This window comes from Acetobacter sp., assembly GCF_047723915.1.
Classification (GTDB): Bacteria; Pseudomonadota; Alphaproteobacteria; order Acetobacterales; family Acetobacteraceae; genus Acetobacter.
The window spans coordinates 56,800-80,866 of the sequence record NZ_JBDOBQ010000014.1 but is presented as its reverse complement, the minus strand read 5'-3'; the positions used below and the strand labels follow the sequence as shown (position 1 = coordinate 80,866).

General features: G+C 63.1%; 20 protein-coding genes and 1 pseudogene. 4 read left to right on the top strand and 17 right to left on the bottom strand.

What is annotated here, in order from left to right:
- Together ABF990_RS09370 and epmA are read right to left on the bottom strand one after the other, a co-directional pair.
- Window positions 1–236 (bottom strand): annotated as a pseudogene (locus ABF990_RS09370) (hypothetical protein); the annotation flags it as partial.
- 88 nt (window positions 237–324) lie between these two features.
- On the bottom strand, window positions 325–1,350 hold the full coding sequence (epmA, locus tag ABF990_RS09365) for an EF-P lysine aminoacylase EpmA (protein WP_415492278.1): 1,026 nt from the start codon (window positions 1,348–1,350) through the stop codon (window positions 325–327).
- Between the two features lie 20 nt (window positions 1,351–1,370).
- Here epmA and ABF990_RS09360 point away from each other — a divergent pair, with 20 nt between their 5' ends.
- Window positions 1,371–2,420 (top strand): lysine-2,3-aminomutase-like protein, encoded by a 1,050-nt coding sequence (locus tag ABF990_RS09360; protein ID WP_415492279.1) that lies wholly within the window; start codon window positions 1,371–1,373, stop codon window positions 2,418–2,420.
- 259 nt (window positions 2,421–2,679) lie between these two features.
- Window positions 2,680–4,005, top strand: coding sequence for an NAD(P)/FAD-dependent oxidoreductase (locus ABF990_RS09355; RefSeq protein WP_415500928.1), 1,326 nt, complete (start codon window positions 2,680–2,682; stop codon window positions 4,003–4,005).
- Between the two features lie 194 nt (window positions 4,006–4,199).
- Here ABF990_RS09355 and ABF990_RS09350 read toward each other — a convergent pair whose 3' ends face one another.
- The 8 genes from ABF990_RS09350 to ABF990_RS09315 all read right to left on the bottom strand — a co-directional run bounded on the left by ABF990_RS09350 (window position 4,200) and on the right by ABF990_RS09315 (window position 14,926).
- Window positions 4,200–4,985, bottom strand: coding sequence for a glycosyltransferase family 2 protein (locus ABF990_RS09350; protein WP_415492281.1), 786 nt, complete (start codon window positions 4,983–4,985; stop codon window positions 4,200–4,202).
- Window positions 4,982–6,544, bottom strand: a complete 1,563-nt coding sequence (locus tag ABF990_RS09345) for a hypothetical protein (RefSeq protein WP_415492282.1) — start codon at window positions 6,542–6,544, stop codon at window positions 4,982–4,984. Before ABF990_RS09345 ends, ABF990_RS09350 begins: the two co-directional genes overlap by 4 nt.
- Before the next feature lie 154 nt (window positions 6,545–6,698).
- Window positions 6,699–7,067, bottom strand: coding sequence for a hypothetical protein (locus tag ABF990_RS09340; protein WP_415500929.1), 369 nt, complete (start codon window positions 7,065–7,067; stop codon window positions 6,699–6,701).
- Between the two features lie 356 nt (window positions 7,068–7,423).
- Window positions 7,424–10,195: a M16 family metallopeptidase gene (locus ABF990_RS09335; protein ID WP_415492284.1), complete on the bottom strand. Its 2,772-nt coding sequence runs from the start codon at window positions 10,193–10,195 to the stop codon at window positions 7,424–7,426.
- A 47-nt stretch (window positions 10,196–10,242) separates the two neighbouring features.
- Window positions 10,243–10,902, bottom strand: a complete 660-nt coding sequence (locus ABF990_RS09330) for a 2OG-Fe(II) oxygenase (protein ID WP_415492285.1) — start codon at window positions 10,900–10,902, stop codon at window positions 10,243–10,245.
- A gap of 105 nt (window positions 10,903–11,007) precedes the next feature.
- Window positions 11,008–13,299 (bottom strand): excinuclease ABC subunit UvrB, encoded by a 2,292-nt coding sequence (gene uvrB, locus ABF990_RS09325; protein ID WP_415506566.1) that lies wholly within the window; start codon window positions 13,297–13,299, stop codon window positions 11,008–11,010.
- Window positions 13,300–13,389: 90 nt separating this feature from the next.
- On the bottom strand, window positions 13,390–13,842 hold the full coding sequence (locus tag ABF990_RS09320) for a hypothetical protein (protein WP_415500493.1): 453 nt from the start codon (window positions 13,840–13,842) through the stop codon (window positions 13,390–13,392).
- 100 nt (window positions 13,843–13,942) lie between these two features.
- Window positions 13,943–14,926, bottom strand: coding sequence for an aldo/keto reductase (locus ABF990_RS09315; RefSeq protein WP_415491709.1), 984 nt, complete (start codon window positions 14,924–14,926; stop codon window positions 13,943–13,945).
- A 169-nt stretch (window positions 14,927–15,095) separates the two neighbouring features.
- On the opposite strand from ABF990_RS09315, the gene ABF990_RS09310 reads away from it, so the two are divergent.
- Window positions 15,096–15,560 (top strand): NUDIX hydrolase, encoded by a 465-nt coding sequence (locus ABF990_RS09310; RefSeq protein ID WP_415491708.1) that lies wholly within the window; start codon window positions 15,096–15,098, stop codon window positions 15,558–15,560.
- On the opposite strand, the gene ABF990_RS09305 is transcribed toward ABF990_RS09310, so the two are convergent.
- The 7 genes from ABF990_RS09305 to ABF990_RS09275 form a co-directional block, all read right to left on the bottom strand.
- Entirely contained in the window at window positions 15,555–18,533 is a 2,979-nt protein-coding gene (locus tag ABF990_RS09305) for a glycosyltransferase (protein ID WP_415500494.1), read from the bottom strand. The two genes, ABF990_RS09310 and ABF990_RS09305, sit on opposite strands and share 6 nt — an antisense overlap.
- 147 nt (window positions 18,534–18,680) lie before the next feature.
- Entirely contained in the window at window positions 18,681–19,178 is a 498-nt protein-coding gene (locus tag ABF990_RS09300) for a disulfide bond formation protein B (protein ID WP_415491706.1), read from the bottom strand.
- A 2-nt stretch (window positions 19,179–19,180) separates the two neighbouring features.
- A complete protein-coding gene (otsB, locus tag ABF990_RS09295; protein ID WP_415491705.1) occupies window positions 19,181–19,921 on the bottom strand; it encodes a trehalose-phosphatase in 741 nt (246 codons plus the stop codon).
- A 290-nt stretch (window positions 19,922–20,211) separates the two neighbouring features.
- Window positions 20,212–21,108: a DUF2155 domain-containing protein gene (locus tag ABF990_RS09290; RefSeq protein WP_415491704.1), complete on the bottom strand. Its 897-nt coding sequence runs from the start codon at window positions 21,106–21,108 to the stop codon at window positions 20,212–20,214.
- Window positions 21,105–21,317 carry a hypothetical protein gene (locus ABF990_RS09285; RefSeq protein WP_415491703.1) on the bottom strand — a complete coding sequence of 71 codons (213 nt, stop codon included), beginning with the start codon at window positions 21,315–21,317 and terminating at the stop codon, window positions 21,105–21,107. The genes ABF990_RS09290 and ABF990_RS09285 overlap by 4 nt, the downstream gene beginning before the upstream one ends.
- Before the next feature lie 61 nt (window positions 21,318–21,378).
- Window positions 21,379–21,915 carry an outer membrane lipid asymmetry maintenance protein MlaD gene (gene mlaD, locus ABF990_RS09280; protein WP_415500495.1) on the bottom strand — a complete coding sequence of 179 codons (537 nt, stop codon included), beginning with the start codon at window positions 21,913–21,915 and terminating at the stop codon, window positions 21,379–21,381.
- Window positions 21,916–21,970: 55 nt separating this feature from the next.
- Window positions 21,971–22,339, bottom strand: a complete 369-nt coding sequence (locus ABF990_RS09275) for an NADH-ubiquinone oxidoreductase subunit NDUFA12 family protein (protein ID WP_415491701.1) — start codon at window positions 22,337–22,339, stop codon at window positions 21,971–21,973.
- A gap of 186 nt (window positions 22,340–22,525) precedes the next feature.
- On the opposite strand from ABF990_RS09275, the gene ABF990_RS09270 reads away from it, so the two are divergent.
- Entirely contained in the window at window positions 22,526–24,064 is a 1,539-nt protein-coding gene (locus tag ABF990_RS09270) for a vitamin B12-dependent ribonucleotide reductase (protein ID WP_415491700.1), read from the top strand.
- The last annotated feature ends 3 nt before the right edge of the window (window positions 24,065–24,067 follow it).

Below are 24,067 nucleotides of genomic sequence, written 5' to 3'. Positions count from 1 at the left end.
CCCCAGCCCCAGCCACCGCCCATAGGCATGGAATAGCTGGTTTCCTGGGTGATGTAGGCCAGAAAGGCGTGATTACCGGTAACGAACTGGCGCGTGGGCACCCCGAATGTCCTGACGACATCGGCGGCCTGTCTGCCGATCATGGAATCCAGTTCGCGACGCTGCTTTTCGGTGGGGACCTGGCAGGCCGCAAGGGTGAGCAATCCTACCAGCAGCACTTTATTTGTATGTGTCATGACAGACTCGAATCCTGGCAAGATGTTCTGTGAACAGTGACAGCACTCACAGTTATTGAAACGTCTTAATCAAGACAAATGTTGCAGACTAGTCGTTGATCCACAAGACGTCCTGTATCCGGGCAGTGCCACAGGCCAGCATGCTCAGCCGGTCGAAGCCCAGGGCAATGCCCGAACAGGACGGCATATGGGCCAGAGCCTCCAGCAGTGCCTCATCCATCGGCCAGTCATCCCGGTCGGGGTACTGGGCGTGGCGCGCCGCGCGGTCCGCCACGAACCGGCTGCGCTGTTCCGCCGCATCCGTCAGTTCCTCGAACGCGTTGGCCAGTTCCATGCCGGCGGCATAAAGCTCGAACCTCAACGCGACACGGGGGTCGTCGGGGTCCTTGCGGGCCAATGCGGCCTGACTGGCGGGCCAGTGCGTCAGAAACGTGGGGCGCGCCCGCCCGATTGCGGGTTCCACCCGTTCCAGCAGCAGCCTGAAAAACAGGTCCTCCCAGCTTTCGCCCGGGCGCAGCACACAGCCCGCGGCCTGGGCCAGCCGGTCTGCATCGCCCTCTGTCGGCAGCAGGTCCAGCCCGGCATGCCGGGCAAAGGCCTCCTGCATGGTCAGACGTTCGAACGGCCCGCTTATGTCCAGATGGGCCCCGCCATAATGCAGGGCGGGGGGAAGGACAGTGCGCAGCAGGGCTTCTGTCTCGTCCATCAGCCCTGCCAGTGTCAGCCCGGGGCGATACCATTCCAGCATGGTGAATTCCGGCGCATGCAGCGCGCTGCCTTCAGCATTGCGCCACACGCGGGCGAACTGAAAGACCGAAAGACCGGTGGCCGCGACAATGCGCTTCATGGCGAATTCAGGGCTGGTATGCAAAAACAGTGTCTGCCGCGCGCCATCGGGTGTCTCGCGCATCGTGCGGAACGGGAGAAGGTGCACCTCCTCCCCCGGCGTGGGCACCGCGCAGGGCGTTTCCACTTCCACGCAGCCCCGGCTTTCCAGAAAGGCGCGGGTGGCGCGCTGCACCAGGTTGCGCCGCAGCAGATAAGGCAGGCGATCGCGGATATGCTGCGGGTCAGCCCCGCCCCGGAGCGGATGAGGAGTTGCACTTGCGGACATGGGCAGAGTAGAGGCGGTACATGTCTTGCGCGGTCAACCCCCCTTTTGCATCGACCCGAACGCTGCGTACGCCTGAAGACCTTTTTCAGGCGGGCCTGGCCCCGCGCGAACAGGCCGCAGGCCTGAACGAAGTCGCGCGGCACTACGCCACCGCCATTCCGCCCGCCTTCGCGGCACTGATCGAACACCCGACCGACCCGATCGGCATCCAGGTCATTCCCACCGTGCAGGAACTGGAGATCACGGCGGAGGAACGCACGGACCCGATCGGGGATGACGCCCTTTCTCCCGTGCCGGGCATTGTCCACCGTTACGCGGACCGAGCACTGCTCAAACCCCTGCTGGTCTGCCCGTTATACTGTCGGTTCTGTTTCCGGCGCGAACATGTCGGCCCCGATGGCGGCGTGCTGGACGACGCGGCCCTTGCCACCGCGCTGGACTGGCTGCGCACGCATGAGCAGATCCGCGAGGTGATCATAACCGGGGGCGACCCCCTCATGCTCTCGCCACGCAGGCTGCACGCCATCATGGCGGCTCTGGGCAGTATGGCCCATGTCACCACCATCAGGCTGCATACGCGTGTGCCCGTGGCCGCCCCCGAGCGGATTACCCCTGCCCTGCTGGACGCGCTGGAAAGCGACAAGGCCGTATGGATGGCGGTCCATATCAACCACGCGCGCGAAATATCCGCCCCCGCACGAGACAGCCTGCGCCAGATCGTACGGCGGGGTATTCCCCTGCTGGGGCAGTCAGTGCTGCTGCGCGGCGTCAACGACAGCGAACACGCGCTTGAAGATCTGTTCCGCGCCATGGTGGAACTGCGCATGCGCCCGTACTACCTGCACCAGCTCGACCCCGCCCCCGGCACCGCGCGCTTTCATGTGCCGGTGGAAGAAGGCCAGCGCCTGCTGGCAGGACTGCGCGGGCGCGTGACGGGCCTGGCCTGGCCACTATACGTGCTGGATATTCCAGGCGGGCACGGCAAGGTGCCGCTGGGGCCGGACTACGTGCAGGGTCCGTTGCAGGTGCGCGACCCCACGGGCCACACCCACACTCTGGACCGGCTTTAGCCGCACAGCCCCCGCGCCACAGGAGCGGAACCGAAAAAAAACCGCTGGCCGATCCGGCTTTTGGGTGCAAGCCATATGGATGCGCCACACATGCGGCCATAGCCGGTCCGCCATGCCGGTCATTTCGGGATCGCACAGGTTGCCAGGCGGCCCGGCTCCGTTTTAGCGTGATCCTGGGGGCCCGGCATGGTGCGCCCCTGCCCGGCGGACCGCCACGATCCAGATCATATTCAGGATGATAGTCAGGGGGAATGACAACATGGGGCCCGAAGTCACCAAAATCCTGACTGACACCGGGCCTTCGCCCAGTGCCGATGTCGTTGTCATCGGTGGTGGTATTGTGGGGGTTAGCACCGCCTACGCGCTGGCGCAGCGTGGCGTATCGGTCGTTGTATGCGAAAAAGGCCATATCGCGGGGGAGCAGTCGAGCCGCAACTGGGGATGGGTGCGCCGCAACGGCCGTGACCCGCGTGAACTGCCGCTGATGATGGAAAGCTTCAGGGTCTGGAACGAGTTCGCCGCCAGCGGGCTCGATACCGGCTTTACCGTATGCGGCGTAATGGCGGTTGCCAGAAACGCCGAAGATCAGGCACGCCACGAACAGTTCGTGCGCGATGCGCAACCCTTCCAGATCGGCAGCCGCATCGTGACCGCCGCGGAAATGCGCGACATCCTGCCCGGCCTGCGCGCGCCCTTTCGCTCAGGGCTATACAACCCGGCGGATGCCCGGGCCGAACCCCAGCGTGCGGCCCCCGCAATCGCCATGGCGGCGCGCGCACTGGGGGCCGAAATTGTCCAGCATTGCGCCGTACGCGGGATCGAACGTCAGGCCGGGCGGATTTGTGGCGTCGTGACGGAGCTTGGCTACATCAGAACCAGTCAGGTTGTCGTGGCCGGGGGTGCCTGGTCGCGCCTGTTCCTTGGGAACATGGGCATCGACCTGCCACAGATGAAGATCCTGTCCTCGGTCTGCCGTACCGCCCCCGTGGAAGGCCTGCCCCCGACTTCCGCCTATCTGGGCGATATCGCCTATCGCCAGCGCGACGACGGCGGCTACAACATAGCCCCCACCATGAACCTGAGCGTACCGATCGTGCCTGACATGATCCGGCTGGCCAGGCATTATCTGCCCGCGTTCAGGGTCGAACACGACATGGTACGCCCCCGGCTGGACCGCCGGTTCCTGATCGAACTGCTGACCCCCCGCCACTGGGCGCTGGACATGCCAACGGTTTTTGAAAAAACCCGTGTGCTGGACCCCATGCCCGATATCAGACTGACCCGCCGGGCCGTTACGGCGTTGCAGACCATGTTCCCCGCCGCCGAGCCCATTCACGTGCTGCAACACTGGGCCGGACTGATCGATGTCATGCCCGACGCCGTGCCGGTCATTGACACGCTGCCCGATACACCGGGGCTGACCGTTTCCACCGGGTATTCAGGCCACGGCTTTGGCATTGGCCCCGGTGCGGGACAGTTGACGGCCGATCTCGTCACCGGGCGCAAACCTGTGGTGGACCCTGCACCGTTCCGCCTGTCACGCTTTACCGATGGCACCAGACTGCGCATTGTCGGCGGGTTCTGAAACAGACCCTGCCGACTGGCTTGTCATGCGGTCAAATTCAGCAAACCGCTGTTGCATGCGTAAAATTGCACAACAACGGCAAAAAATTGTGCGACAACTCCCGAACCACGGCTCAGACGTGACGGGCCGGAAACTCCACAGCCCTCATCGGACCAGCCCGGTCGGCCCCCTGCACCACCCGCCCCGCGGGTCAGTCAGCCGCCGGGAGCGGCGCCATCCGCTGCGGGGTGGCGGAATTCCATAACCAGTTCCAGGTCATAATGCGCGGCCAGGGCATCTGTCGCCGTGCGCGACTGATCATGCACCCTGTAGCGGCACAGGATTTCGGGCAGGTAGCCCGGCTCCAGCCCGTGATCTATGAATTTCAGCCAGAAATCGTAATCTTCCCATCCTTTTTCGATATGACTGAACCCCCCGACCTGTTCCCACGCGGCTTTGCGGATCAGGGCCATGACATCGACATAGTTGTTACGGCGCATGCGTTCGGCATCCCAGATATCGGCATGACCCACACCCTGCCTGTCCCCGAATTCTTCAAGCTGGGAATAAACGGCGGGAAACGGACCGTCTGCCAAAGCGGCATACAGTTTTTCCAGCGCCGTGGGATAAAGCAGGTTATCCGCATCGATAATAAAAACGAGTTCGGACGACGCATGCTCAAACGCCATGTTCCGCGCAAAGGACGGCCCCTGGTTGCGGCGGTTCACCAGACATTGCAGACTGTAAAACCGCGTTGTGTGCGCAGCCATCCAGTCCGTGATGACCTGCACGGAATCATCTTTCGTGGAACAGTCGTCCACCACCACAATTTCAAGATCGGAATGGGTCTGGGCGGCAATACTGTCCAGGCAATCCCCTATCAGGGCGGCATAGTTGAAATTGGTCACGCAGACCGTAATGAGATGGCGCGGTTTTCTGGCTTTTTTCTTATGGGTAAAGACCGCCTCCGGTGCGGGGTCCCATGGTTTGAGAACGCTCACTGCACGGCACTCCATACATCGGCAACATAGGAGCGCAGGTCATGCATTTTCGAACGGGCTATGGCCTGGTCCTGCAGGGTGGCAAATATATTGCTCTGGATCCGGCTGGCGGCTTCCTGCCCGTCTGGCGTGTGTATCAGCCACTCGACCAGATTGGGGATATGCCTTGGCGCCTCGGCCAGAAAATGCTCGCCGTTCCTGTAAAGCGGGTGGGCAAAGCAGTCTTCCGTCACCACAACCGCGCCTGAAGCCATGCTCTGCACGACAATGCGGTGCCATTCGAAAAAGCAGTGATCGTCACGATGAATATTCAGGACAATTTTCGAGTTTTCCGCAACGAACCGGGGCAGGCGCGAGAGAATATCGTAAACCCCGGTGGAAGGAATGGGGCCGTCTGCCTTGCGGTAATAGAAAAAGCACCGATAGTCGGAAAAAAACCGTGCTGACCGCGAAAAAAAGCGTTCACGCCGGGCAGAGACATTCCCGAAAAAACTGACATCGAGACTGCGCTCCGCAAAAGCCCTGAACGGAGACGACTCCTTGCGCACTTCCTTGGGAAGAACCCGAAACAGCGAGTGCGTTCTGTCCTGCGCCAGAAGCTGGCAGGGTGCTACCGTCAGCGGAGGGTCGAAATGAAAGACCGGCACACCGGAACGGGCAAAACATTCCAGGTTCTGATAACACAGGTCCATAACCCCGGCTGACATCAGAATATAGAGAATACCCCGTGTAAACCAGACAGTCTGCGGCTGTTCGGTGTTGAACATGATGGATTTGCGAATAATTTCGTCGCGCTTCCAGACTTCATTCCCGTCGAGGAAAAAAAACTCGTGGGGCGCGCAGAAAATGCACAGATCGGGTGCGTCGGCCGCCGGTGTTTTTTCTGTCATGACGGTGGCGTTCAGGCCGCTGTCCCGCAGGTAACGGTTCAGGCATTCCGCCAGTTCAACAATAAAGGAATTGCCCTGACTGTGGTGGAACACCCCTATGGATTTGGGGCCATCCGCAACCTTACCACCTGCTGAGGGTATATAATCGATGCTTTTTTTACATTCATGCCCCAGAAAACGGACAATGGACCGTTTGGAAAAAACCTCGCGCCCTTCGGCTATGCCATACAAAGCCGCATGCTGGAGCGGTGGAATATGGGCCGCGGACAGATCGTGGTTCATGCGGATATAGTCATCGGGATCGAAAAACGGATAGGCCCTGAACCTGTTTATGAGTTTTGTAATGGTCTCATAAGAATAATCCTGCAGGAGACCTTTTTCGAAAAACATGAGATGGTTATTGTTGCGAATATAGTGGGCAAACGGGTTTTCGTTCTGCCCCATGACATTGCGATAAAGATTATAATAAATAACGGTATTGAAGTTCTCGTTCGGGTTCCGGCTTTCCTTCACGCCGGACAGCACATAATGCACGATCGGGTCCAGGCCTGACTGCTGGGCATCCGTGTTGTCATGACTGTAAAAATCGGCATCGAACAGTCCTGATTCACTTATGGTCTTGATATCTTTCTTGTTCCAGGCGGTCAGGATCACCATCATATTATCCATGACTGATTGCGGTACAGGCCCCTGCCAGCACTATGCTTACGCATGGACAGGCGCAGGCACAGTGGTATTGTGTCACACTCCGCCTGTTTTTCTATACGCTGATAAATATTGATATTTTTCTAAAAGACTACAGAAAAGCCCGTGGCTGGCCGTATCAGCGCAAGGGGCGTTTTTCCCGGAAGCCGAAACAGACATAATGCAGGAACGGCCCGGCCACAAAAGTCGCCACGTCGGGGTTTGCCCGCAGATAGGCCTGACTGTTGAAAATAGCGTTCGGGTTTCTTTTTTCCTGCACGCCATAGTGCAGAAAATGCTCCACCGGCTCCATGCCGGACGCCCGTATGTCAGGGTAGGCGTTCAGATACCACTGTCCATCGAAAAAAATGGCGTCCTGACGTTCCTTGAGCGCCTGCTGTTCCGCCGCGTCCGCCTGCGCCTGCAACGCCTGAACAACCTGTTCGGCCACAGCCCGATGCTGCTGCACAGCCGAAGGTGGCGCGGCATGGCCACCGGGCGGGACCACCCGCTCCGGCGCTCTCCCGGGCGATCTCTCGGGCACCCCATCAGGCACCCTCTCGGGTAATTTCTCCGCCACCCGCTCTGCCAACCGATCTGGCAACCGATCTGGCATCCCTGCCGGCCGGTCGCGCTGTGAGCGCATGCGCAGAGCGGACTCTGCCGTATCCGGTGCCGGTGGGGTCTGTGTCGCTTTCGTCATGGCCTGCTCCACGTCGTGGCGCTGCCCGACCGATCGGGCATGGCAGGTCTGCCCCACCACGGTTACAGCGCCCCCTGCAACTCCGGCCTGAATAAGACAGAAAGGGTAAAGACTCCCATAATCCGGAACGTTTTTGCGCCAGATCGGAGCAGTTTTGCAGCTTACCAGGTCGGGGCGGGGCCTTTCACCACTGTCGCCAGATCGTCAGGCCGCATCCACTGACGGAATGCCTTCTGGATATCGGCACCACTTGCGCCGTAATAGGCCAAGGCGCCTCGGTCGGCATTGTCGAGCGGGAGCCCGAGTTCGGCCAGATGCAGATATTGCGCGGCAATCCGGTCCAGGCTGGCACGCGACAGCGGCAGACTGCGCAACAGCGATGCCTTGGCCAAAGACAGTTCCTCTGCCGTGGGCGGAGCGGACTGCATGGCCTTGATATCGCGCAGCACGGCGGCACGGGCCTTGCCGACCTTGTCCGGATCGGCCCCGAAGGTCACGGTATACAGACCGCGCGTGCGCCCCCATTCGAACCCGCTCCCGACCGAATACACATAACCGGTCTTGACCCGCAGGTCCCGATACAGGCGGGAAGAGAACAGCCCCCCGCCCAGAACCTCGTTCCCGAGCTGGAGCATGAAGTGTTCGGGCTGCGAAGGGGTCAACCCCAGCGTTTCGGCAAGGATAACCTCGTCCTGCACGCTGCTCTTGTCCGGCACGTTCGTGCGTGACGCGCGGCTGAGCGGCACGGCAGGCAGGTCAACGTCAGGTTTGGGGCCATCCGCCTTCCAGCCGCCAAACGCTTTTTCAACCACGGCGCGGGCTTTCTCGGGGGTAACGTCCCCGGTCACGACAATGGTGGTCAGGTCGGGACGCCAGACATGCTGATAATACCGCACCACATCATCATGCGTGACGCTAAGGATACTTTGCGGCGTGGCTTCACGCAGGGCAGGGTCTTTCGGCGGCAGAACGGCTATTTTCACGGCCCTGTTGAACACATGCCCCGGTGACGCCAGTTCCCCCGCCTGAGACTGCGCGGTCTGCATGCGCACCACCGTAAAGTCCTTTTCGGGGAAGGCGGGATGCAGTTCATTTTCAGCCAGCAGTGCAACGCCTTTTTCAAAATCGGGTGTCAGCACCCGCAGCGAGAAGGACCCTCCCGCGTCCTCCCAGGCCGGAATATCGTCCAGGGCTTTCTGGAACGCCAGCCGGTCATGCGTTGTGGTGCCGTAGGAGAACAGGGCCTCGGTAATGTCCTGAACCCCTTCGCGCCCGGCGGGTTCCTGCAGGGACGGAGCCTGCCTGATCTGGCCGGAAAGCTGGATCGTGTGGCTGACATGCGACGGCCAGACGATCAGCGTCAGACCATTGGGCAGGGTCGCAACCGAAGGCAGGGGTGTCGGCTGGGGTTTTTCAAGCTGGACCAGAGCTTTTTCCGCCCAGGCGGGCAGTTTGACCGGCTTGTCCGGCGCCGAGGCAAAGGATTCCGCCCCGCCAAAGCCGGAGCCCGCGACAGCCTGCCCCGAGCTTTCGGGGCTCAGCACGGCGGACACGGCATGGGCCGGGTCCAGCAGCCGGGCCGCAAGCCTGTTCACGGCCTCGGGCGTTACGGCCTGGTAGGCGGCCACAAGGTCACCCGGCGAATCCAGCCCCTGGAAGGCCAGCGCATTGGACCAGATGGACGCCAGACCGCTGACCGAATTGGCCGCGAACTGAAGCTGGGCGATCTCGCGCCGTTTGGCGGCTTCCACCAGATCGGCGGGAACACCCTGCCTGCGGATTGTCTCCATAACCCCGCGCAAATCGTTCATGGTGCGCGTTGCATCCCCCCCCTTGGGGAAGGCGGCAAGAGCCAGGCCAAAGCCCGCCTCTTTCTTGGGTGCGAACTCGAATCCGGCAAATAGCGCCTTGCCCTGGGGCACGAGGTCATACAGGGCGCCACGCTGGCTGCCCAGAACATCGGAGAGAATATCCGCCACCGCGAAATCCGTGGCGGAAGAGCCAGGCAGGGGGTACGCAAGCGTTGCAAAACCCACGGGGTAGTCGGTCGCCAGCGCAAGGGTTTTCGCGGGGGGGAGCGCAGGCTTGACCGGCGTGCGGGGCGGCAGGGTCTTGCGCGGGATCGGCCCGAATGTATCCTGCACCAGTTGCAGGGCGGTTACGGGGTTGATGTCACCCACAATGACCAGAACGGCATTGTTGGGCGCATACCATTTTTCGTAAAAAGCGCGCAGGTCGGCGGCCTTTGTCTTGTCAAAGGACGGGCGCGTGCCAAGTGCGTCATGGGCATAGGGCGTGTTTGCGAACAGAATGGCCTGCAACTGCGACAGATACAGATAGGCCGGGCTTGAAAGATCGCGTGAGACTTCCTGCTCGATCGCGCCGCGCTCCTTGTTCCAGTCCTCTTCCGACAGGGTCAGCCCGTTCATGCGCAGGGCTTCTATTTTCAGCAGCACCGGCAGGTCGCGGGCCTGCGCCGTATAGAAATACTGGGTGACGTCCTCTGTCGTGTCGGCATTGTAGCTGCCGCCCAGCCGCGTGCCGATGGCCGCAAGCTGGTCCTTGTCCAGCCCCGCGCTGCCACGGAACATCATGTGTTCCAGCGCATGCGCCGTGCCGGGAAAACCCTCCGGCGTTTCCGCCGAGCCCACAAGATAATTGATTTCGGTGGTTACGACCGGGGCCAGTCGGTCAGGCACGATCACCACTTTCAGCCCGTTGGGCAGGGTGGCGCGCACCACCTGCGCACTGCTCAGCACCGCGGGCACAAGGGCGGAGGGCATGCCCGGCCCCATGTCGTGTTCCATCTCCTGCGCCTGCGCGGGAGCTGCGGACCAGATTGCACCACCCCCCGTTGCGACGGTCATGGCTGCCATGGCCACGCCAAGCAGAACCAACCGTTTGCGACGGGTCGTTACGGCAGTACAGATCATAAGCAGTGTTCCTGTTTTCTGGTGAAAATTCCGGCCCGGGTCGGAGGCTACCCCTTCAGCCCGGGCAGCGCCAATGTCTTGGCCAGCGCGGACAGGCGGTGCCGGCGCAGTTCGGACCGGGCCATGGCGTCACGCGTCATGTAATTGAGCTGGATGGTATAGCGCTGCCCGACAAACTGCCGGTGCCCATGCCATGTGGCAGGACCGTTAGGGAAGATCAGCAACGTGCCATCCACAGGCGGCACCTCACGCGCGTAGTCCTCGATATCGTGCGGGCCACGCAGCAGGCGCAGGCACCCCTCCTGCCGGGTCCAGTTTTCCGCCGACGGGTTGAGGTACAAAAGGATCGTCACCCGCTTGGCCAGCGAGTCCGTATGGATACGCCCGTCCTTTTCACGCGTGCGGCCACGCATGGTCAGCATGCTGGGCGCGTCGGACAGATCGAGATCGAGCTTTTCGCCGATCAGGCGCCGCAGTGTCGGCCCTTCCATTTCCCGCACCAGGGACTGCACCAGCGGCGACAGGGACAGGGAGGACGGCGGAAAGGACCCGCCGGAGGGAATATGCGGCAGGCTGGCGAAAAGACGCTGCAGATCGGCCCGGCGGATGAAATTGGGAACCAGCACATGCTCGAAAGGATCGGAACAGACAGGTGCCCGGGACAGCGCGTCGTAATCCGGCTGGATGGTGGTATCTGATACGCTCATATCTTCAAACTACCCGGAAACTCCAAGAAGGCGAACAACACCCCCTGTCCCCTGACGGTAGGAGGGTTGCGTGCATGAGACAAGCCCCACGCGCCTGCGCCGCTGCTACGCCCGACCGCGCCCCCGGCCCTTGCCCCCACCGATTTTTCCTCCACCGGTCTTGCCCCCTCTGGCTTTGGGTTCGTAGCCGCCCCCACCCGGCCCCAGCGGGCGCGGCACCTGCTGCTTGCCGCCCCGGCGCGTGCCGGGCTTTTGCGCGCTCGGGGCGGGTGGTGGCGGGTCGATCCCCAGTTGCAGGGCCTCCAGCCGCTTGATTTCGTCACGCAGGCGGCCCGCTGTTTCGAACTCCAGTTCGGCCGCCGCCTCACGCATGCGCTTTTCCAGCCCGGCAATGGCCGCCCCCAGATCCTTGCCGACAAATTCGCTCACACCCGTATCCCTGTCAGGTGCGACCGTCACGTAATCCTGCTCGAAAACGGAGCTGACGATATCGCCAATCTGCTTGCGCACGCTGTGGGGGGTAATGCCGTGCGCCGTGTTCCATTCGGTCTGCTTTTCGCGGCGGCGGGCTGTTTCCTCCACCGCGTAGGACAGGGAATCCGTCATTTTATCGGCATAGAGCAGCACCCGACCATCAACGTTACGGGCCGCGCGCCCTATGGTCTGGATCAGGGATGTGCGTGACCGCAGAAAACCTTCCTTGTCGGCATCCAGTATGGCCACCAGCGAACATTCGGGAATATCCAGCCCTTCGCGCAGGAGGTTGATGCCGATCAGCACATCGAACGCGCCGATCCGCAGGTCGCGGATGATTTCGATCCGCTCCAGCGTATCCACATCGGAATGCAGGTACCGCACCCTGATCCCGGCCTCGTTCATGTAGTCGGTCAGGTCCTCGGCCATGCGCTTGGTCAGTGTCGTGACCAGCACCCTCCCGCCCTTGGCAATGGTGGTACGGCATTCGGCCAGAAGATCGTCCACCTGGTGTTCGACCGGGCGGATATCGGTCACGGGATCGATCAGGCCCGTGGGCCGGATCACCTGTTCGGCGAAAACGCCTGCCGTGCGCTCCATTTCCCACGGGCCGGGGGTGGCCGAAACAAAAATGCTCTGCGGGCGGAACTTGTCCCATTCGGCAAAATTGAGCGGCCGGTTATCCAGGCAGGAGGGCAGGCGAAAGCCGAATTCCGACAGGATGGACTTGCGCGCGTTGTCTCCGCGTTCCATGCCGCCGATCTGGGGCACGGTCACGTGACTTTCATCCACGATCAGCAATGCATCTTCGGGCAGGTATTCGAACAGGGTCGGCGGCGGGTCGCCCGGCTTGCGGCCAGACAGATAGCGCGAGTAATTTTCGATACCCTTGCACACGCCCGTTGTCTCAAGCATTTCAAGGTCGAAAGTCGTGCGCTGGTCCAGCCGTTCGGCCTCCAGCAGTTTGCCCGCCTTTGTGAACTCGGCCAGGCGTTCGCGCAGTTCATGCTTGATACCCGTATTGGCCTGGTTCAGCGTCGGGCGCGGGGTCACGTAATGGCTGTTGGCGTAAATGGTGACCTCCTGCAGGTCAGCCGTTTTTTCGCCCGTCAGCGGATCGAATTCGATAATCCCGTCCACCTCATCCCCGAACAGGGAGATACGCCATGCCCTGTCCTCGTTCTGGACGGGGAAAATATCCACGCTCTCGCCCCGCACACGAAAAGCCCCGCGCGCGAAAGCCGCGTCGTTACGGCGGTACTGCAGTTCGACCAGACTCTTGACCAGCTTGTCGCGGTCGATCTCGCCCCCCAGTTCCAGCTTGACCACCATGCGCGAATAGGTCTCGACCGAGCCGATACCGTAAATGCACGAGACCGAAGCGACGATAATCACATCGTTGCGTTCAAGCAGCGCCTGTGTTGCCGCATGGCGCATGCGGTCGATCTGTTCGTTGATCTGGCTGTCTTTTTCGATATACGTGTCCGAACGCGGCACATAGGCCTCGGGCTGGTAATAGTCGTAATAGCTGACAAAATATTCGACCGCGTTATTGGGGAAAAACTGTTTCATCTCCCCGTAAAGCTGGGCGGCCAGCGTCTTGTTGGGGGCCAGGATCAGGGTCGGTTTCTGGGTGGCCTCGATAATCTTGGCCATGGTGAAGGTCTTGCCCGACCCGGTCACGCCCAGCAGCACCTGGTCGCGTTCGCCCTCTTCCACGCCCTTGACCAGTTCGGCTATGGCCTGCGGCTGGTCGCCCGCCGGTTCGTATTCCGACACGACCTCCATCCTGCGCAGGCGCGGGCGCGGGGCCTGGCGTTCGGGCACGAACGTCACGGCGGGCAGGCTTGCGGCCCGCTCGCTCAGGGATGCGCGTTTCCTGCCGCGCGCAAGGGTAGAGGATACTGTCTGTGAAGCCGCCATTGTGCAAAGATGGGCCATGCCCCGGCCCCATGCAAGAGCCCTTTGCCGACCTGCCCCACAGTTCAGCCTGCGGGGCGCTGACAGCACGGCCTAACGCAGAACGTGGAACAGCATGCGCGACAGGGGCGTGTGCGACAGCACAATGACCACAAGCCCCAGCAGGATGACCGCGCGGCTGCCCAGATAGGTGCAGACCTCGCGCAGTTCGTCCCGCGTGGCCAGGTTCATGAACGGGTCCAGGTCCAGAGGTCCTTCGCCCTGTCTCTGCCTGCGGTAGCGCGCCAGCACGTCGGCTGCGAAGCCGGCGCGACTGAACAGCTCGGCGCTGTAACGATCCAGGTCTTCCTTGCGGAACTGGAACGTCGCCGTGGCCTGCCTGACCGGGCGTGGCCCGCCGCCCAGAATTTCCAGCAGCCACAGGCGCCGCACCGGTATGCCCAGATACGCGGCCGCCTGCCTGCGCCCCAGCACCTGCTGGAGCGGAAAGGGGTGCACGGTCGTCCGGTCCGACGCGGCTTGCGAATGGTCGTCTGGATAGGTCATGGCCTGTCAGATTGGAAAAAAAGCACGCACCAAGTCAATGCCCGCCTTTGCCCCCCAGCCATGACCGCGAAACGACCAGCCGCCCCGCGCACCCTGCCCGTCAGGCCCGTGGGGGTGGGGCCATGAATTCCGGCCCCACGGGGTCGGTAATGTCACGCGCCAGAATGGCGTCGATCTCGTTCATGTCCTGTGCCGACAGGCTCCAGCCGAACACCTCCTGAACGCCGCTGATCTGTTCGGGCTTTCTGGCCCCCCACAGGGCGATTGTGGGGCCACGGTCCAGAACCCAGCGTACGGCCAGCGCCAGCATGCTTTTGCCGTGCCTGTCGGCAATGGCCTGAAGATCGGCCACCGCCTTGAGATACTGCCCGAAGCGCGGCGACTGGAACTTGGGGTCCGCCTTGCGCAGGTCGTCACCGGTGAACGTGGTCTGCGCCGTCATCCTGCCGCTGAGCAGCCCGCGACACAGCGGGCCATAGGCCAGCACCACAAGACCGTTGGTTTTCGCGTAGGGCAGCACAGTGCCTTCGATCTCGCGCTCGAACAGGTTGTAGGGCGGCTGGATCGCGGCCACGGGTGCGAATTTGCGGAATTCGTCCATCTGTTCGGGGGAAAAATTGCTCAGCCCCAATGCGCGGACCTTGCCGTCCTGCACCAGTTTTTCAAGCGCGCGGGCTGTTTCCTCGATCGGGGTTTTGGGGTCTGGCCAATGCACCTGATACAGATCGATCCGGTCGGTCCTGAGCCGACGCAGGGAGGCCTCGATCTCATCGGCAATACGGGCCCCCCGGCTGTCGCGGAACACCTTGCCGTCCTGCCAGTCCAGACCGACCTTGGTGGCCAGGATCACGCGGTCACGGTGGGTTTCAAGCGCGCGGCCGATCACGTCTTCGGAATGGCCGAACCCGTAGACCGGGGCCGTGTCGATGACATTGATCCCGACAGCCAGCGCCTCTTCCACCGTTTTGGCCGCGTTGACATCATCCGCTCCACCCCACATGGACCCGCCAATGGCCCAGGTGCCCAGGGCGATCCGGGACGCGGGCATGGCAATACCCGGGATCATGAGTGTTTCAGCCGTCATGTCAGCGGTTCTCCTCAACCTTTAAACATATACCCCGCCCTGACACCGCAATGCGGGCGGGGCAGGCCATTAAACACGCAGCAGAAACCCCATGGCAAACGGCAGGGGCGCACAAAAGGGCTGCACGCGCCGATTGACCCACCCTGACAGCGGCTGCATCCTGCCCGCCATGATACCGATCCCACCCCCTGCCCCCCGTGTGGGCGTGCTGAGCGTCGTGCGGCGCGATGACAGTTTTCTGCTGGTCCGACGGGCCAAGGCGCCGGATGCCGGGCTGTGGGGTTTTCCCGGCGGCAAGGTGGAAGCGGGAGAAACCCTGTTCGCCGCCGCCCAGCGTGAACTGGCGGAAGAAACAGCCCTGCACGCACAGGCCACGCGCGTTGTCAGCGTGTTCGACAGCCTGCACCACGCCCCTGATGGCACGCTGGCTTTTCATTACGTGATTGTCGTCATCCGTTGTGCCGAACCGCAGACGGGGCAGGCCGCATTGCGTGCGGGGGACGACGCGCTGGAGGCACGATGGTTCACCCACGATGCCATCCGCCAGCTTGGCGGGCAGGCCAGCACCCGCCTGTCCGATCTGGTGGAACGCATTGTGGATGAAGAACGCCGGACCTCCGCCCCACAGTCATGAAAAATCCAGTATGGACGCTATGGTTTCCCGGTATAGATCCGGGGCGTTCTCACGCATGATCCGCGCAAGGGCATTGGCGCGGACATGCTCCCACAGCGCGTGATCGGTATAGAGTTGCACTATGGCATCGGCAAAGGCCTGCGGGTCCGCCACGCTGGCGCAGAGCATATCCTCCCCCGCACTCCAGCCCAGTTGTTCGCAAAGCAGGCTGGATGCCACACAGGGCAGGCCATGGGCCGCGGCCTCGTGCAGCTTGTAGGGAATACCCGCCGCATACCGTGTGGGTGCCACAAACACGCGGTGCCGCGCATAGACTGGCGCCACATCCTCCACCCGGCCCAGCAAAGACACGCGCGGATGCTCCGCCAGCCACGACAGGTCAACCCGCCGGTCCAGATAACCGCAGACGCTAAAACGCACATCGGGCGGCAGCATGGCGTCGAGCAGAGGCAGCACATGCCCCGCGAACCAGCGCAGCGAGTCCATATTGGGTGTATCCCGGTCATGCATCGCGCCGACAAACAGCAGGTCCTGCCGCCCGTCCCACCCGGGTGATGCGGCGACCCTGTCCTGCACATGCCCCAGCACGGATACGTTGCCAAACCCCTGCGCACGGATCATGTCGGCATCCCTTTCGTTTACGGCGACAATTTTCTCCGCCATGAACAGGTGGCGGAACTCGTGTTCCAGCATCTGCACGACCGTCATGTCCATATTTTCGCCGCCAAGCACGCGGCGCATGTGTTCGCGCGGGGCGGCCACGGCCTCGGTATCGACCACAAGCTGGCTGCCCGCCAGCGCCTGCGCGCAGGATACCAGCACGGGGGCCAGGCGATCCGCGTTATGGGTGCGTGCGATCCACACCGCATCGTAATATCCGGGGCGGGATTTTATGAACGCTTCAAGCTCGGGCAGTTCACGGTCCCAGATCACTTCCACCGTATCGGGAAAATGCCCGTGCATGGCCTCCCGCCCCTCGGTCGGCCGGAAAACCGGGTAAAGTGTGACATGGTGCCCCAGTGCGACCAGCGCATGCACGATATCGTTCGCGCGGGGAAAACCCGACCCCAGGAAACGATAAGGCAGCCGGTCCTCCACAAACAGAACATGTTTCTGCTCCCGGTCGGCCGAACGGGCCTGCGCCACCAGCAGCGCGTTCTGGAAGGGCTTGTGCCGCAGGTAATCCGCATGCCGACTGCGGAACAGCGCGTGGTTGCGCGCAATCATGGCCCCGCCGCTGACAAAGCTGGAGGTCCCGTATTCGTAATGCAGCACCACGACCGCAGGATCATACACAACGTCCCACCCCGCCTGACGCGCCCGAACGCACAGATCGGTCTCCTCGAAATAGGCGGGGGCATAGGCGGGGTCGAACCCACCCAGTTCGTGCAGCACCTCTGTCCGCACCATCAGGAACGCGCCCGAACAGTAATCCACCGAGCGGACAAAACCGGCCTCCGGCATGTCGGGCGACTGGTCGCGCAGATACCCCTGCACCGACCCGTCGCGCCAGACGATACTGCCGGCTTCCTGCAAAAGCCCGTTCGTACGCACGAGTTTTGCACCGACCACACCTGTACGCACCCCACCACGCCCACCATCACGCAGCCGGGCCAGCGCATGCCCCACGGCGCCGGGCATCAGCTCCGTATCGTTGTTCAGATACAGCGTGAACGGTGCACGCACTTTTTCAAGCCCGGCATTGGCACCCAGCAGAAAGCCGACATTGCCGGGAAAACGCACGACATCCAGCCCCCGCACATGCCGCTCGATCTGGCGTATACTGTCGGTAGAGCCGGAATCCACCACAACAACCTGTATCGGGCCATTGTAATTGGCCCGCAGCGATGCCAGGGCGTTCAGTGTCATGGAAAAAAGGTTATGGGCGACAATAATCACGCTCAGATCGGGCCTGTCGCATGAAAAATCGATCTCTCCGCCCAGCAGCAGCGGCAGTCTGATCCGGCACATCTCAAGGTGGAGTTTTTTGGCCAGCGGCTCGCTTTCCTTCAGGAACGAGGCGTCACCCTCGGGCCTGCGCATATGGGCCAGAAAATGCGCAAAGGCGTCCGGGCAGTCACCGCGCCCGACCTCCTGCTGCACGGTGGCGTTGCGGTAATACACCTCCAGATCGATATCCGCGCAGGGTCTGCGCAGTTCATGCACGCCAAAAATCAGGAAATGTTCGAAGAAATTACGGAAACGCCCTTCCGCGACGGCATCCACCACATCGTGGTTGACGCGACCGTAGAATTCTTCCGAAAAAAAGGGGTTGGGGTTGTAGGCACCGGGGGTTTCGTTTGTCAGGTAGTGGTGCAGGGCCGAACGCCATGCCCCGGCCTGCAACCCGGCTTTGACATCATCATAGGTATCCAGGTACCAGTCGGGGTCGAAATACCAGGACAGGCGGGGTTCCGCTGTATCTGGCGTCGGACCCGCCCTTATGGCCTGATCATATGGTGTGCCGCCCGGTGCCGCCACCCCCGCACCGGCCATGTACGCCATAGGGTCGAAAAACCAGGAACCGCTGAGAAACTGCGCATCTCCCACCCGCATATAATGATCGTAACCGTTCCGGAACCCGTCTTCACCCAGACGGGCAGGTTGAAATGCCTCCCCCCCGGCCCGGTGCAGGCTCGCGAGATAGAACGCCTCATCGTAGAGCCAGTGCGGATTATGGGTTGCAAAACCCATACGACAGTAATGATCGAAACCGGATGTAAAACCGCCTTCCACCACAGCACGGGCCACTGCGGGGTAGCGGTTCAGATACCAGCTTTCGTCGAAATACGGGTTGGGCGAATGCCTGAGCGCGACACCATGGGTCGAGTAAAAATCAGCATACGCCGCAGGGTCGGTCACGCCCAGGCAATGCAGTACATCCGCATAATGCGCCCCGTACCATTCGGGGTCGAACACCGCCCAGTCGTGTTTTTGCCCGTCTTGTTTTTCGCTCGTAATCCCAGAAGACATGCCAAGACCCTGAAAGACCGCCCGGACCACGACGCCTGGCCCCGCAGGCCGCAACCGCGCATGCGGTCCGCTACTGCCGGGGCTTGCTGCCGTGCAGTGTTTTCAAGGATGAAAAATGACACAAGGTTCTTAACACTTCACGACGATCTAATGAAAAATCCGCCGTTTTTCCTTTTGCTGCCGGAGCAGGGACAGGACCAGCACCACCAGAACAAACAGGGCGTAAGCCCCCCCCATGACGGTCATGGACACAGGCAGGCCGGGCAGGAGATAGGTTGGCGCATCGCACGGTTTGGACGGCAGCAAAGGCATGGACGCCAGGCGCTCGGCCAGGGTGTGCCCCGAAATATGGGGGGCGTGGCAGGCCGGTAGCGGGCTGGGCCACCACCCCCATTCCACCCCGCCATGGCAGATGGACAGGCCAATGCCCGCCACAAGCAGGGGCGCGCACAGCCACAGCACACGCCTGCCCCACCGCACGGGCATAAGCGCCGCCGCGGCCCCTACAGCCAGCACACCCCGCCACGGCCAGCGTTCCCACAGGCAGAGTTCGCACGGCATGATGCCAAGTTCATGCTCCGTCCACCAGACCACACCCAGTGCCGCACAGGCCGCCAGAACCATGAAAACAGCCAGTTGCCGCATGCTCAGTGCCCGTCCGCCAGAAAAGCCAGCCACGCCCTGAAGACCTCCGGCGTCGGGAAATCGGCCCCGATGCGTAGCCCCACCCCACCCAGACGGCGTGCGGCCTCCACACCGTCCTCATCCGTGGCGTCATCGCCGACATAAACCGGCTTGCGGCCCAGAAACGGCACATTTTCCATCAACAGGGTCACGGCATAGCCTTTATCCAGCCCCGTGGCGCGGACTTCCCAGGCCATTTTACCTGCCACCAGCCGAAAAGCACCCTTGGAATCCCGAACCCAGCCGGAAACCGCCGCGTGCAGGGTCTGTGCCGCTTCCGGGGCCGCGCGGTAATGCAGAACAAGGCCACCAGCCACATGTTCAAGCCGTGTGCCGGGCAGCGTCCCCACCAGATCGCGCGCCTGGTTCAGCCAGACCTGCGGCAGAACAGGCAGGGCCGCATGCTCTACCGGCCCGCCGGGCCTGTGCCGGATGGTCACACCATGCTCACCCGCGACTGCAAAAGGAATATCGCCCAGAAACTGGTCGATCTGCGCGATGGGCCGGCGCGAGATCACGGCCAGCGCATCCCCGCAGGCGGCGCGCAGGCGGGTCAGCACCCCCGGCAGGTCGGGCGGAATGCTGACGGACTCCGACAGGGGCGAGGCATCGACCAGCGTGCCATCAAAATCCAGCAGAAAAGCGGCCTCGCTCAGCGGTGGGCTCTGAAACCGGGAATTCTCTGTCTCAAGGAAACCGAACACGCCTCACTCTCCTGCTTTCTTCATCTCTTGCCATAAGCGTTCGCCACCGGGACAACGCCCGAATGCCCATGGCCCCACCTCTGGCTTGGGGGACGATGCGCTTATCCCCCGGGGGCTACAAGCCTTATCGCACCCGGCTGCCCGCTGCCGGGGCAGCCCCGACAACAGGCCCATTGACAGGCTCACAACACAGGACCGGAGCACAGCCGCGGGGACCGGCCCCCGCGGCGCACCGGCGCCGCAGGGATCAGGCCAGTTGTCAGACCGCAAGGCGGACGGGCAAAAGGGCCTTAGTAAGCCCCCCCGGCTTCCGGCACGCTGCCGCCCTGATCCCCCGCCCGGCGGGATGGGGCGGAGAATGGAAGCGGCGGCGGCAACGCGGGCACACCCCCACTGGGGCGGGTCACGGATTGAGCGGCAGGGACGCCGGGTGGCACGCCCTGCGAGGACGGCACCGGGGCCGACACCGGAGCAGGCCCCCCTGCGGGAACATTCTGGACGGGAATACCCGAAGCAGGAAGACTCTGGGTGGACGAAGAAGCCGACACGGGAACAACCGGCTTGGGCAATGGCGGCAGGGCGGGGGCCGTATCGGCTCCTTCGCAGCGCACCATGCGCACGTCATAAACCGGGCTTTCAAACACACCGACGCCCGGTTCGGCCGCCAGCATCCAGCCCTTGAACGCAACGCCATTGGGGTGGGTGTCCTGCACCTCCAGCCAGGCCGCGGCATCGGGCGAGAGCGTGGGCGGGCGCAGCAGGCAGCGGCGCGCCGTAATGTCCAGCGCCTTGTAGCGCAGAGGGGTGCCGACCGTCACAGACAGTACATCCACATGGGCATCCAGCTTGTCGAGCACGCGCACGACCGCCACGGTCTTGCCCTGCCATGTCTGCGCAGGATAGGCGACGGGGGGCGCCACCGGCGTTCCACCCGACATGCCGGTCGAAACCGCACCGGACTGGGCTGCCGCACTGTCATCGCTACTGTCTGCGGGCGGAGCGTCTGGCGGCACATTCCCCACCGGCAATGACGGAGCCACCGCACCTGGCGCAGCCCCTGTGCCCGACAGGTCCGCACCCCGTCCGGGCAGGGGCGCGACTACAGGCGCAACCAGCGGGGCGATCACGGCAAGCCCGGCCAGAACCCTGCGGCTACGGCCCCCGCGCACGACGTGCAGCCCTTTCATGCGCCAGCCTTCGGCGAACGAAGGGAGCCGACAAGGGCAACCAGCCGCTCGCGCAGGGCCTGTTCATTCACCCCCATCAGAACCGCGTCCTCGAACGCGTCTGTCATCACTTCGGACAGGTCCTGCCAGTTCTCGTCCAGGACACGGAGTTTTTCCTGGCACGTCACGGGCTGCCCGTCGTCCTGCGGCCAGATACGCACTGTTTCCATCGTCTGCCTTACCAAAATAGCCCAACCCGACTGCACTCTGTGTTGCAGGTTTATGTCTGTTTCAGGGCAGGTCCGCCCCGCCGGATTCCGCCTTGCCAGCCGGCGCGGACTTGTTGGCGTGGGTCAGGGTATCCGTGACGGAGAAAATGAACTTGCTCAGCAACTGCTCAAGGCTGATCGCGCCCTGGGTCTGCGTGAGCGTGGCCCCGGGCGCCAGCATCCTGTCATCCCCGCCGGGGGAAAGGGCGATGTATTTGCCGCCCAGCAGACTGTCGCTGGTAATGATCGCGGCCGTGTCCACCGTCAGTTTGATATCGGGGCGCACCGTAAAGGTGACGTGAGCCTTGTATGTCGCGGGATTGACGCTTTCAGCCACCACCGTGCCCACCGCCACACCGGCAAGCCGCACATCCGAACCGATATCGAGCCCGTCGATATGCGTAAAATCGGCATTGAGCTGATACCCGGCCGAATCGGTGTTGCGACCTTCGTTCAGAACGGTGGCGGCCAGCATGACTGCCAGACCGCACAGAACGGCCCCCCCGGTCAGGAGTTCCGCCAGACTGCGCCGTGATTTTTCCGCCATTGCTGAAGCCATGGGCTGCGTTTACTCCCTGTCAGATAAGGTCTTCTAGCAGGGAATGCGCGCTAAATCACGTCTGGGGCGTCCAGGCTTCGTAATCGCCGGTTGCGGGCGGGTGTTCGCCCTTTTCGTACAGGCTGCCCTGCGGGCGGTAGGCCTGGGGCGTGCCGGTCATGTTCGGCTGGTAGGCGATCTGCCAGGGCTTGCGTTCCCCCTCGGGGATCGGCGCATCGAGCGTGTGGTGCAGCCACCCCCACCATTCGGGCGGCACGGCCGAGGCGTCTTCCCCCTTGTGGTAGATCACCCAGCGCTCGGCCCGCTTCACCCCGCCGCCAAGGCGGGCCGGGCCGGTCGACTCGTAATAGCAGCGACCATCGGCATCCTTGCCGATCAGCCGTCCCTTGCGGCGCGTATGCAGCCATGTTCCGAAATTTGCCATGCCCGCATGATAGGACTCCGCAGGCCGCTGCGTCGATTGTTTTATGCCGCCAGCACCCATCACCTGTGCGCGAGAGGCGCGGTCAAAAAGTTATCCCCCATATCCTCATTATGCAGGGTGATAACGGGACTTTCGGGGCATGAAAACGGGTTCCGCCCCGCGTTGGGGCAGCGGTAAAATACCCCCATGACAACATCCAGACACCATTGGGACGGTGTGCTGATGAGCACACTGGATACCACGGCCGACCCCGACGCGCCTGCGCGTTCGGTCACCCTGCCCGCGGAATGGGACGCCACAGCCGCGCCCGCCCTTGCCCAGCTTGTACCGGGCGAGGCCCCCATAGACCTGCCCACCCTGGCGGGGGAATGGATCGCGACATTTGCCCCCGACACCGCGACCGCGCGCTCGCTCGTCTGGCTGCTGCTGAGCAGCCAGGCCGCCCCGACAGAGGCCGTGTGGCACGGTGCCTACGACCGCCCGCCGGGCTTTGTCATCAACCTTGCCGCGTTCGTGGCCCCGGGGGAAGGTTTTGCCGCCCGCACCTTTGTCGCGGCCCTGCGGCTGATCTGCTCGGTCCTGCGCAGAACCGCCCTGACCATGGCCGGCCAGCGCAATGGCGAACTGCCTCTGCCCGACCTGCTGGCCCCCGCCACATCGGTGGGCGCGGACGGCAGCGCCGCGCCGCAGGCCGTGGCGGGCCATGTCCTGCTGACCAACCTTGACGCCTGCCTGGCAGGCGTGGGGCTGGACTATGACAGCGAGGACGGCCGCGCCGCCGCCTGCGCCATAGCCGCCCTGGCAACGCTGAGCGCCCATGCCGGACGCGGGCCCGAAGCCCTGCCCCTGCCACCTGTGCGCACGGTCCTGCCCGGCCTGGGCGAGACGCTGCGGGCTGTCTGGAACGAAGCCGCGGTCGAAACCGAAACACCTCTGGCCCCTGTCGAGACCGGTTTTTCAACCCCCAACCCGGTCGACGGGCTTCTGGGGGTGGAGGTCTGCGGGCTGGCCCCGGTCTTTTCCCTGCTGCGCCCCGATGGCCGGCTGGCCACCAGCACCCGCCAGCGGCTGGAAAGACGCGGTTTTACGGTGGAAACAGCTCTGGCCGGCGCCCTGGCGGGGGAAAATGTGCTGCCCCAGCCCGGTCCGGGCGCGCATCTGGCCATGTATCGTGCGCTGACCGGGTTTGTGGACCGCATGCCCGCACGGCCAGAAACCATGGCAGCCCCCGTGCGCCGCAAGCTCGAACGCGGCATGCGCAGCGCCCTGCCCGCGCGACATGGCGGCTTTACCCAGAAAACCACCATTGGCGGCCACCGCCTGTTCATGCGCACGGGTGAATATGAAGATGGCACGCTGGGCGAGCTGTCCCTGACCCCCACGCGCGAGAGCGGCATGGTGCGCGGGCTGATGGAAAGCCTGGGCGAAGCGGTCAGTATCGGCCTGCAATACGGCGCCCCCCTGGACGCCTATGTGGAAAACTTCGCCTATTCCTGCTTTGGCCCCGCCGGCACGGTAGAGGGCGACCCCGTGGCGTCCTACGCTACGTCCATGCTGGATTACGCCTTTCGCGCCCTGTCAGACGCGTATCTGGGCAAACGCCTGCCCGACGGCCCCAGCCAGGACCCGCAGGCCGACCCCGACCCGCTTCTGCCGCTTGACCTGCCCGGTGAGGATGATACCCCTTCGGAACGCAAGAAACGCGGCCTGCGGCTTGTCAGCTAGGCA

Coding starts and splice junctions, on each gene's coding strand:
- epmA (WP_415492278.1), bottom strand. CDS start 1,350: ATGTCCGCAAGTGCAACTCCTCATCCGCTCCGGGGCGGGGCTGACCCG.
- ABF990_RS09360 (WP_415492279.1), top strand. CDS start 1,371: ATGTCTTGCGCGGTCAACCCCCCTTTTGCATCGACCCGAACGCTGCGT.
- ABF990_RS09355 (WP_415500928.1), top strand. CDS start 2,680: ATGGGGCCCGAAGTCACCAAAATCCTGACTGACACCGGGCCTTCGCCC.
- ABF990_RS09345 (WP_415492282.1), bottom strand. CDS start 6,544: ATGGATAATATGATGGTGATCCTGACCGCCTGGAACAAGAAAGATATC.
- ABF990_RS09335 (WP_415492284.1), bottom strand. CDS start 10,195: ATGATCTGTACTGCCGTAACGACCCGTCGCAAACGGTTGGTTCTGCTT.
- ABF990_RS09330 (WP_415492285.1), bottom strand. CDS start 10,902: ATGAGCGTATCAGATACCACCATCCAGCCGGATTACGACGCGCTGTCC.
- uvrB (WP_415506566.1), bottom strand. CDS start 13,299: ATGGCGGCTTCACAGACAGTATCCTCTACCCTTGCGCGCGGCAGGAAA.
- ABF990_RS09320 (WP_415500493.1), bottom strand. CDS start 13,842: ATGACCTATCCAGACGACCATTCGCAAGCCGCGTCGGACCGGACGACC.
- ABF990_RS09315 (WP_415491709.1), bottom strand. CDS start 14,926: ATGACGGCTGAAACACTCATGATCCCGGGTATTGCCATGCCCGCGTCC.
- ABF990_RS09310 (WP_415491708.1), top strand. CDS start 15,096: ATGATACCGATCCCACCCCCTGCCCCCCGTGTGGGCGTGCTGAGCGTC.
- ABF990_RS09305 (WP_415500494.1), bottom strand. CDS start 18,533: ATGTCTTCTGGGATTACGAGCGAAAAACAAGACGGGCAAAAACACGAC.
- ABF990_RS09300 (WP_415491706.1), bottom strand. CDS start 19,178: ATGCGGCAACTGGCTGTTTTCATGGTTCTGGCGGCCTGTGCGGCACTG.
- ABF990_RS09290 (WP_415491704.1), bottom strand. CDS start 21,108: ATGAAAGGGCTGCACGTCGTGCGCGGGGGCCGTAGCCGCAGGGTTCTG.
- ABF990_RS09285 (WP_415491703.1), bottom strand. CDS start 21,317: ATGGAAACAGTGCGTATCTGGCCGCAGGACGACGGGCAGCCCGTGACG.
- mlaD (WP_415500495.1), bottom strand. CDS start 21,915: ATGGCTTCAGCAATGGCGGAAAAATCACGGCGCAGTCTGGCGGAACTC.
- ABF990_RS09275 (WP_415491701.1), bottom strand. CDS start 22,339: ATGGCAAATTTCGGAACATGGCTGCATACGCGCCGCAAGGGACGGCTG.
- ABF990_RS09270 (WP_415491700.1), top strand. CDS start 22,526: ATGACAACATCCAGACACCATTGGGACGGTGTGCTGATGAGCACACTG.